This is a genomic window from uncultured Nisaea sp. (assembly GCF_963974195.1).
GTDB lineage: Bacteria > Pseudomonadota > Alphaproteobacteria > Thalassobaculales > Thalassobaculaceae > Nisaea.
In genome coordinates this window covers 1-9862 of the sequence record NZ_CAXBDC010000136.1, presented here as the reverse complement: position 1 = coordinate 9862, position 9862 = coordinate 1, and the positions used below count along the sequence as shown (strand labels likewise).

Here is a 9862-nt window from a genome sequence, read left to right as displayed (position 1 = left end):
CCTGGTAATAGGCCTCGACGCTGCCCGGCATGTCCGTGTGCAGCACGAAGCGCACATCCGGCTTGTCGATGCCCATGCCGAAAGCAATCGTGGCAACCATGATGACCGCGCTTTCGGACATGAAGACATCCTGATTGCGATCCCGTTCTTCCTTTGCCAGTCCGGCATGGTAGGGCAGGGCATTGAGGCCTTTACTGCGCAGGAAGGCGGCGGTTTCCTCTGTCTTCTTCCGGGACAGGCAATAGATCACACCGCTTTCGCCCTCGTGCAGGCCGAGGAAGTCCAGCACCTGGCGTTTCCAGTCGGAGCGGAGCGTGACGTCGAGCCGGATGTTCGGCCGGTCGAAGCCATGCACGAACATTTCCGCGTCGCTGCGGAACAGCTTTTCGGCGATATCGAGGCGGGTGACCTGATCGGCGGTGGCGGTGAAGGCGGCAATCGGCACGTTAGGGAAGATATCCCGCAACCGGGAAAGGTCGTCATATTCCGGCCGGAAGGAGGCCCCCCATTGCGAGATGCAGTGGGCTTCGTCGACCACGAGGAAGGAGAGCGGCAGCTTGCCGATGGCGGCCAGCATGCGATCCGTCATCAACCGTTCCGGCGAGAGATAGAGCAGGTCAATCTCACCGGCGGCAACGCTGCGCCAGATCGCGACATTCTCCGACCGGTCTTTCGCCGAATTGATGGTCTCGGCCCGCACGCCTGCGAGTTTCAGGGCCGCGACCTGATCCTGCATCAGGGCGACAAGCGGCGAGACCACGATTGTCAGACCGCCCCGGACCAGTGCTGGAAGCTGGAAACAGAGAGACTTGCCGGAGCCGGTGGGCATCACCGCGAGCGCATTCCGGCCGCTCAATATGGCATCGACCACGACCTCCTGGCCGGGGCGAAAGCCGTCGAACCCGAATATTCCCTTCAGAACGCGGTATTTCTCGCTCTCAGGGTCCGGGCGAACGGCATGCATCATCGGGAAATAAGTCCAAGTCTGGTGGGCTTGCGCATCTCTTGCGCCAAGATCTTGTGATGTTGGTACAGGAGGACGAACGGCCCCGCAACCATGTCCCGGCTCATTCCGGTGCTTCCTGATCCGGAGCGGGGAGGGCCGCTGCCGGGGCTTCGATCAGGCTGGCAAAGGCGTCGCGCACGTCCGCGCCGCGTTTCTCGATGATCCGGTCCAGGTCTTCGAAGGTTTCCACGCGGGCGACTTTGGCCAGGCGCGTCTTGAGGGCTGCCGGGGCGGACTCGGGGTCGAATTTTTCATCCACGGTCAGGCGCAGAACCCACTGGATCGCCCGCCAGAGCCGTGTCGTCGCCGACAGCCGGTCGGCCAGATCCGACGCCATCAGGCCTTTCGTCGCCAGCAACTCGAATACATCCGCCGTGTTCCCGGTGATCAGATCCGGATGATCGCCGCAATGTTTCAGCAACAGGTACTGCGCCATGAATTCCAGATCCACCAATCCGCCGCGCCAGTGTTTGATCTGCCAATGGGAGGTGGTGGCGTGTTCCTTGGCGATCCGTTCCCGCATGGCGGCGACATCGCGCAACAGCATGTCCGGATCGCGCGGCGCGCAGAGTATTTCCCTGAACAAGGCATCAAGCACGTCGGTAAAGGCCGGCGACGCGGCAACGACACGGGCCCTGGACATGGCCATACGCTCCCACGTCCATGCCCCTTCGCGGTGGTATTTCGCAAACCCTTCGAAGTTCGGCACCATGGTGCCCTTATTGCCGTTCGGACGGAGTCTGGTGTCGACCTCGAACAAACCACCCTCGGCAGTCTGTGCGGTCAGGGCCGCGAGCAGGCGCTGACCGAGACGGTTGAAATAGGTGCTGGCATGCAGTGGTTTTTCCCCGTCGGACTCGGCATCGAACGGGGCGTCGTAAAGGAACACCAGATCGAGGTCGGAGCCGGCGGAAAGCTCCCGCGCGCCAAGTTTGCCATAGGCAATAATGGCAAGGGCGGGCAGAGGGCAGTCCGGAATGCGGCCGTGCAGTTTTGCAAACTCGGCCTCGACCCGGGGCAGCAGCACGGCAATGCCGGCATCTACAATGTCGGAGAGGCAGATGGCGGCGCGGGAGGCCGGGATGCGGCCCTGCATGACCTGAATGCCGACGAGGAAGCGCTGGTCGTTGATCCAGCGCCGGGCGATGTCGAGAACGTCTTCATAGTAGTGCGCCCGTTCGAGATCACGCTCCAGTTCGGCCTCAAGGCTGGCCCTGTCTCCCAGGCGGGCCGATGGATCGTGGGTCAGAACCGCTTCGAAGAGCGATGGGTGCAGGCCGAGCTGCCGGGCCAGTGACGGCGCCATGCCCATGATGTCCGCCAGCATTTCCAGCAGGGGCGGGTTGGCCTGGAACAGGGAGAACAGCTGCACGCCGGCGGGCAGGCCTTCCAGAAACCGGTCGAACCGCCTGAATGCCTCATCCGGCTCCGGTGCCTGCCCGAACGAGGATAACAGCGCCGGGGCAATCTCGGTCAGGATCTGCCGGGACCGCTCGCTGCGCGTCGCCCGGTAGCGGCCGTGATGCCATGTGCGAATTCTGGTGGCGACGAAATCCGGATCGCCGAACCCCATATCCGCCAGCGTTTTCAGGGTCTCCGGATCGTTTTCGACGCCGGTGAAGACGAGGCTGCCCTCGATCTCGTTGCCGGAGGAGAGCGGCGCGCTTTCCTCGAACAGATGGCCGTAATGGTGCGCCACGGTGGAGAGCTGGTGGATCAGCTCCCGGCGGAACCGGTCCGTATCGGCGATGCCGAGGAAGCCCGCGATTTGCGCGAGACCCGCCGTCGTCTCCGGCAGGGAATGGGTCTGGGCATCGTCGACCATCTGCAGGCGGTGTTCGACCGTGCGCAGAAAGCGGTAGGCATCCAGCATGGCCTTGGCCACGTCCGGCTTCACCCTGTCGAGCTGGACAAGTGCCTGCATGCCTTCGCTGGTCTTCATGCCGCGCAGCCGGGCATCCCGGCCGCCCCAGATCAGCTGCTGGGTTTGCACGAAGAACTCGATCTCGCGGATACCGCCACGGCCGAGTTTCACGTTATGGCCCTCGACATTGATCTTCGTGCCGCCCTTGTGGGCCGCGATTTGCCGCTTGATCGAGTGAATATCCTCGATCGCCGCGAAATCCAGATGCTTGCGCCAGATGAACGGGCGTATCCGGGTCAGGAATTCTTGCGCCGCTTTTCTGTCCGATCCGATGGGGCGGGCCTTGATCAATGCGGCGCGTTCCCAGTTCTGGCCCTGGCTCTCGTAATAGATTTCGGCGGCGGCGGTGGAGACGGCGAGCGGCATGGCGCTCGCATCGGGGCGCAGACGCAGATCCGTCCGGAACACATAGCCATCGGCCGTCCGCTCCTCGAGCATGCGGACGACCAGCCGGGTCATGGTGACGAAATGCTTCTGCAATTCCTCGACATCCCGGTAGAGCGGGAGTTCGTTGTCATAGAAAACGATCAGATCGATGTCGCTGGAATAGTTCAGTTCCCGGGCGCCGAGCTTGCCCATGCCGAGACAGATCAGGCCGGATCCGTCGAGAATATCATCGCTGCCGGCGGTGGGAAGTTTGCCGGTACTGGCTTGCAGGTGCAGGGCGTGCCGCCAGGAAGCTGCGATGGCGATATCGGCAAGCTCGCTCAACGCGCCGGTCACCCGCTCCAGCGGCCAGACCCGGGTGATGTCGGCGATGGCCGTGGTCAGCGAATAGTGCCTTTTCAGAACACGCAGAGCGGTCATCAGCTCGGCCGTGTTCAGGGCGGCGGGATCGAGAGCGGCGGCATCTTCTTTCAGGCGCGTTTCGGTTGCGTCCGGGCCCTCTTCGAGAAGGCTGGCGGCGAAGCCGGTGTCCCGGATCAACAAGCGGGTCAGGTAGGGGCTGTTTGCAAAGAGACCTTGCAACAGACGCCCGCCATTCCGATGTTCGGCTATGGAGCGCGCCCGGTCGGCGAGGGCCTGGTCAGATAGCAGACTTGGCTGTTCCTGCCAGCGCTCAAGGCCGATACGGGCGGCCTCGGTATCCGTTACTTCCGGGAAATGCTCGATCTGGTCCAGAAACACCGATGCCCCCGGTACTGGTTAAACTTGGTGAAGGGTGCGCACGGTCTGGGCGAACGTCAACCGGGCAGGTCCGGATCATGTCTGGATCACGTTGATTACCCGATCCATCGGAACATGACGATTAATCGTCTTTAACGTCGCCAGTCGGCATACCCTATGATAATCGGAACAATCCCGAGCCAAGAGTACCCCGCGTGCTGATACGAACTACCAAGATCACCCTTGAAATCGCAGCAGCGATCTTTGCCGGTGTCGTCGTGCTCGCGGCTCTGGTGTTCTGGCGCGCCAGCACGCAACCGGTTCCGCTCGAGTTTCTGAAGTCACGGGTTGCCGAAGCGCTGATCCCGGCCGAGCGCGGAACCGCGTCGATCGGTGAGCTCAGCATGGAATGGCGCGGCTGGAGCCGGTTGTTCGAGGTCAAGGTGACCAGCCTGCGCCTGAACAATCAGTCCGGTGGCCTTATCCTGTTCGCTCCGTCCGCGGATATTGCCCTGTCGGGGCCACAGCTTCTGCTTGGCGAGATCGCGCCCGTCCATATAGCCGTCGATCAGCCCGTGCTTAATCTGGAACGGAGGGCCGACGGGTCTTATGCGCTCTATGGCGCGGCCCCGTCCGGCGGAGACGTGGATGCCGGGAACCTGTTGTCGGTGTTGCAGGAGCCGCCGAAGAGCGGGGAGCAAGGACTGGCCGGTCTGGAGCGGCTGGAGCGGTTTTCCCTGAGACGCGCCACCGTGCGCGTGCAGGACGATGCCGGGAAATTCGGAAACATCCGGATGTCGGGGCTCGACGGCACGTTCGAGCGTGAACGGGATGGCTGGCGGGTTGAAGCGCGGGCGGATCTCGCTGTCGGCGGAGACAGTGTCGAAATCCGGGGAGACGGTAATTATTTTTACCGGAGCCGGAAGCTTGACGGCGCTCTCCTGTTTCAGGGACTGGCGCCTAATCTGGTTCTCTCCCGGCTGCCGACTCTTCCCGTCGATTTCAAGGTGTCGAGCAAACTCAGCGGCAGTATTGCCTTTGCCCTGCAGGATTTTCGTGCGCTCGAAAGCATCGATGTGATCGCGACCGCGACCGACGGCGCGATTTCTCTCGACACTGTTATGTCCGCGCCTCTCGCTTATGACAGCCTGCGTTTCCAGATTGGCTATGACGGCCGCGAAGATAGCGTGGCGCTGCGCAATTTCGTTCTCGAGAAGGACGGGATGGTGATCATGGTGCAGGGGGGGCTGAAGGACCTGTCCAAACCTGCTCTGGACATGACAGCCAAGATCTCCGGTCTGCCGGTGGACAATATCAAGGATTACTGGCCGCCGGAATTGTTCGAGATCGCGCGTGGCTGGGTCACGGAAAACCTGCAGGACGGGACCATCACAGAGATCACCGCGCAGATCGCCGGACATATGGATGTCGGCGAGGAAACGCGGTTCAGGGACGTGACCGTCGACGGCAAGCTCGCGTATCAGGACGTCACGGTGCATTACCTGCCGCCGCTTCCGCCCGCCCTGAAGATCGGCGGCACGATGACCTTCTCGGAGAAGCGTCTCGATGCGACGGTTACGACGGGCCATCTGGATGGGGTCAAACTGACGGGAGGGAAGGTCTCCCTTACGGGCATTCACACGGTCAGCGATGATTACGCGATGATCGACGCGGATGTGGAGGGGCCGATCTCGGATATTCTCCGTGTCCTCGATACGGAGCCTTTCGGCTATGCGCAGGCCCTCGGGTTTTCCCCGGACGAGGTTGGCGGAACGGCTAAAGGACACATGCATTTTGAAATGCCGCTGCTCCGGGTCATGACGTTCGACATGGTCGATCTGTCGGCCGAAGGGCAGCTTTCGGATGTCTCCCTGCCCACGAGGACGACCCGCTTGCCGTTCGAGCAGGGAGAAATGTCCCTGAAACTCGACAAGAACGGCATGCTGCTTGACGGCAGTGGCGAGCTTTCCGAATTGCCAGTGCAGCTTGGCTTCCTGCAATCCTTCGACAAGGAAGCGGAAATTCGCCGCCGGACCCATGTCATTGTCCGGCCGGACACGGATAAGCTCGCGGATCTGGGGCTTGATCTCCGGCGTTTTGCCGATGGCGAGGTTGAACTCGACGCGACGATCGAAGAGAGCGGAGACAGCGACACCTCAATCGATCTTGTCATGGGGCTGCAGAATACTGCGCTTGAGATTGGCGAGCTGGGCTGGAAAAAGCCGGCCGGTGCCGCCGGAACATTGCGGGCCAGCCTGCAGGTGCGGGACGATGTTCTGACCTCAATCGACAGTTTCCAGGTCGCGACCAGCGATCTCGCCGCATCCGGGTCTGTTGCGTTTTCCAGCGAGACGAAGCTGCCGAGCCGGTTGACGGTGGAGCGGCTGCAACTCGGCAAGACCGATCTTTCAGGCGTGGTCGCGGCGGACGGGACGGGCGGCTTCACCGCAAATATCAAAGGCCCGTTCGCCGACCTGCGCCCGCTGATCGATCAGTTTGACGGGGGGGCGGGTGAGATTGATCTGCCGCTTGTGGTGAATGCCCGGGTCGATCAGGTGTTGATCGGGGATCTCGATCCGATGCGCGATGTCACCATGCTGTTGGAAGATGATGGCGCCGGAACCCTGTCTCTCGCGGCGAACGGCCTGCTTGGGATGGAACCGGTCGACGTTTTCTATTCGGCTGTGGATGATCAGGCGAATTTCGATATCAGCTCCCAGAATGCCGGAAACATGCTGAAATCCTTCAAGGGATTTGATTCGATTGTGGGCGGGAAACTTGCCGCTTCCGGCTTCCGCGAGGAGCGGGACGGCCGCACGGGGTGGAACGTTTCTCTGTCGGTGCTGGATTTCAATCTGGCCGACGCGCCGGTTATGGCCCAGCTACTGAGCGCGGCGTCGATCGCGGGGCTGCCGGCTGTCGTGCAGGGGCGGGGCATTCATTTTGCCAGGCTTGATGCCGCGATGCATGTTTCCAAGGAACTGCTGGTTCTTGAACGGCTTCTGGCGCAGGGCGCGTCCCTCGGTATCTCGGCATACGGTTCTATTGACCGCAAACAGGATGTGATGGATCTGGATGGCATGCTCGTCCCGGCTTACGTCCTGAACGAGTTTCTCGAGTCGATACCACTGATCGGGACGTTGCTGACCGGCGGAGAAGGCGAAGGATTTCTGGCGTCGGAATTCGGGGTGAGCGGCACGCTGGAGAAGCCGGTGGTCACGGTCAACCCGCTGACAGCGCTAACGCCGGGCATATTCCGTAACCTGTTCAGGTTTTCGGACGCGCCGCCGAAGGACCCGGCACCTGCGGAGCCTCCGCCGCAGGATACCAGCCCATAAAGCGATATCGCCCCTGATTCAGAGGCGTGCCGTAAATCAGATTTCCAGCAGCACGTGCTTTTTCTTGCCGGACGACAGCTTGATCACGCCGTCGGCAAGATCGGTGTCCCCGAGTTTGAGTGCCTCGTCGGAGACCGCAACATCGTTAACCCGGGCACCGCCATTCTTGATCAGGCGGCGGGCTTCGCCGTTGGTCGCGGCAAGTCCGGCAATGCGCATGGCATCCACGATCCAGAGGCCTTCGGAAAGCTGTGACGCTTCGACGGAGACGCGCGGCAGGCTATCGCCGAGAGCGCCTTGCTCGAACGTCTTGCGCGCGGATTCCGCTGCGGTGTCGGCTTCTTCCCGGCCATGCAGCAGGGCGGTTGCCTCGTTCGCGAGCACCTTCTTGGCGTCGTTCAACTCGGCGCCTTCCAGCTTTTCGAGCCGGGCGATCTCGTCCAGCGGCAACTCGGTGAAGAGGCGCAGGAACTTGCCCACATCCGCATCTTCCGTATTCCGCCAGAACTGCCAGTAGTCGTAAGGCGACAGGCGTTCCTTGTTGAGCCAGATGGCGCCTTTCTCCGTCTTGCCCATTTTCAGGCCGGAAGCGGTGGTGAGCAGCGGCGTGGTCAGGCCGAAAACGGATTGCTGGTCGACCCGGCGCGTCAGCTCGACGCCGTTGACAATGTTGCCCCACTGGTCCGAGCCGCCCATCTGCAGCTGGCAGCCATAGCGCCGGCGCAGCTCAAGGAAGTCGTAAGCCTGCAGGATCATGTAGTTGAATTCGAGGAAGCTGAGCGACTGCTCGCGTTCCAGACGCGTCTTCACGCTATCGAAGCTGAGCATCCGGTTGACCGAAAAATGCTGGCCGATCTTGCGCAGGAACGGGATGTATTCCAGCCCGTCCAGCCATTCGGCATTGTCGCACATGATCGCGTCGCTGCTTTCCTCGCCGAAGCTGAGGAAACGCTGAAACACGGTCTTGATACCGGACTTGTTGTGCTCGATGTCTTCATCCGAAAGCAGCTTGCGGGCCTCGTCCTTGAAGGACGGATCGCCGATCTTGCTGGTGCCGCCGCCCATCAGCACGATCGGCCGGTGACCGGCCCGCTGCAGGTGGCGGAGCATCATGATCTGGATAAGGCTGCCGACATGCAGGCTGTCGGCCGTGCAGTCAAAGCCGATATAGGCGGTCACGACCTTGTTGTTCAGCATCTCGTCGAGTGCGTCATTATCGGTGCATTGATGGACGAACCCGCGCTCGCTCATGGTCTGCATGAAGCCCGATTTGAACTGGCTCATGGTCGTGTTCCCGGTGCAAATGTGTCAGAATCCAAGGCGCGAGCACTTAGCACATGGGCACCTCCGTCTCAACCGGAACCGCCCGGCCAGGGGGCTTTGCACATAATGAGATGGTTTTTTGCGGAGATGCCGGGGTGAGCGGGCAGAAGACATACCGGGCAATCGGCCTGATGAGCGGGACCTCGATGGACGGGGTCGACGCGGCCCTGATCGAGAGCGATGGCGAGGGTGAAGTGCGCCGGCGCGGCTTTATCAGCATGCCATACTCCGACGATTTCCGGGCCCGGCTGCAATCCGTCATGGGCAATGTCGGCGATGTTGCGGGGGTCGCATCGGAATTGACCGAACAGCATGCGGAGGCGGTTTCCGCCCTGCTTGCGGCCGAAGACGTGGCGCGTGCCGAAATCGATGTGATCGGCTTTCATGGACAGACCGTTCTGCATGAACCGGAGCACCGCCGAACGATCCAGATCGGGGCGCCGGATGTGCTGGCACGTCTGACGGACCGCCCCGTTGTCTTCGACCTGCGTCTTGCGGATGTCGCTGCCGGCGGGGAAGGCGCGCCGCTTGTGCCGGTCTATCACCGGGCGTTGACGCGGCGGCTTGGCTCCACGGTGGCAGTGCTTAATCTTGGCGGGGTCGGGAACGTGACCTGGATCGATGGCGATGAAAGCGCTGGCCCGGAAGCAATGCTGGCGTTCGATACAGGTCCCGCGAATGCCCTGGTTGACGATTTCGTAAGGGTGCGGCGCGGCGCGCGTTTCGATGCGGGTGGCGCCTTGGCGGCAAAGGGACGGGTCGATGATGCACGTTTGATGGATCTGCTCTCCGATCCGTATTTTGACCGGCAACCTCCAAAGTCCCTCGACCGGGACCATTTCGCGCGTCGTGCGATGGCGGCTGTTGTCGGTCTGTCGGATGAAGATGGCGCGGCGCTGCTCACGGCATTCTCGGCGGCCTCGGTCGTTCTGGCCGAACGCTGGTTCCCGCATGCGGCTTCACAATGGATCGCCTGTGGTGGTGGCCGTCACAATGTAACACTCATGATTATGCTGGCAGAGCGCCTGAATGCGCCGATTGTGCCGGCGGACGATCTTGGCTGGAACGGCGATGCCGTTGAGGCCGAGGCCTTTGCCTATCTGGCCATCCGCAGCCTGCAGGGAAAGCCGTTGACCTTCCCTGGCACGACCCGGGCGCCGGTGC

5 protein-coding genes are annotated in these 9862 nt (G+C 62.0%); 2 read left to right on the top strand and 3 right to left on the bottom strand.

The window, feature by feature from the left end; genetic code table 11:
* Positions 1-967: RecQ family ATP-dependent DNA helicase (locus tag AAC126_RS20235; RefSeq protein ID WP_339856915.1), on the bottom strand; the 967-nt coding region annotated here is incomplete at its 3' end.
* Positions 968-1067: 100 nt separating this feature from the next.
* Positions 1068-4058: a bifunctional [glutamine synthetase] adenylyltransferase/[glutamine synthetase]-adenylyl-L-tyrosine phosphorylase gene (locus tag AAC126_RS20230; RefSeq protein ID WP_339856911.1), complete on the bottom strand. Its 2991-nt coding sequence runs from the start codon at positions 4056-4058 to the stop codon at positions 1068-1070.
* Positions 4059-4252: 194 nt separating this feature from the next.
* On the opposite strand from AAC126_RS20230, the gene AAC126_RS20225 reads away from it, so the two are divergent.
* The gene (locus tag AAC126_RS20225; protein WP_339856909.1) at positions 4253-7375 is read left to right on the top strand and encodes an AsmA-like C-terminal domain-containing protein; all 3123 of its coding nucleotides are present in this window, start codon (positions 4253-4255) and stop codon (positions 7373-7375) included.
* A gap of 36 nt (positions 7376-7411) precedes the next feature.
* Here AAC126_RS20225 and tyrS read toward each other — a convergent pair whose 3' ends face one another.
* Positions 7412-8659: a tyrosine--tRNA ligase gene (gene tyrS / locus AAC126_RS20220; RefSeq protein ID WP_339856907.1), complete on the bottom strand. Its 1248-nt coding sequence runs from the start codon at positions 8657-8659 to the stop codon at positions 7412-7414.
* Between the two features lie 134 nt (positions 8660-8793).
* Between tyrS and AAC126_RS20215 the strand changes: the two genes are divergently transcribed.
* A partial coding sequence (locus tag AAC126_RS20215) for an anhydro-N-acetylmuramic acid kinase (protein WP_339856904.1) occupies positions 8794-9862 on the top strand: 1069 nt, incomplete at its 3' end.

Coding starts and splice junctions, on each gene's coding strand:
- tyrS (WP_339856907.1), bottom strand. CDS start 8,659: ATGAGCCAGTTCAAATCGGGCTTCATGCAGACCATGAGCGAGCGCGGG.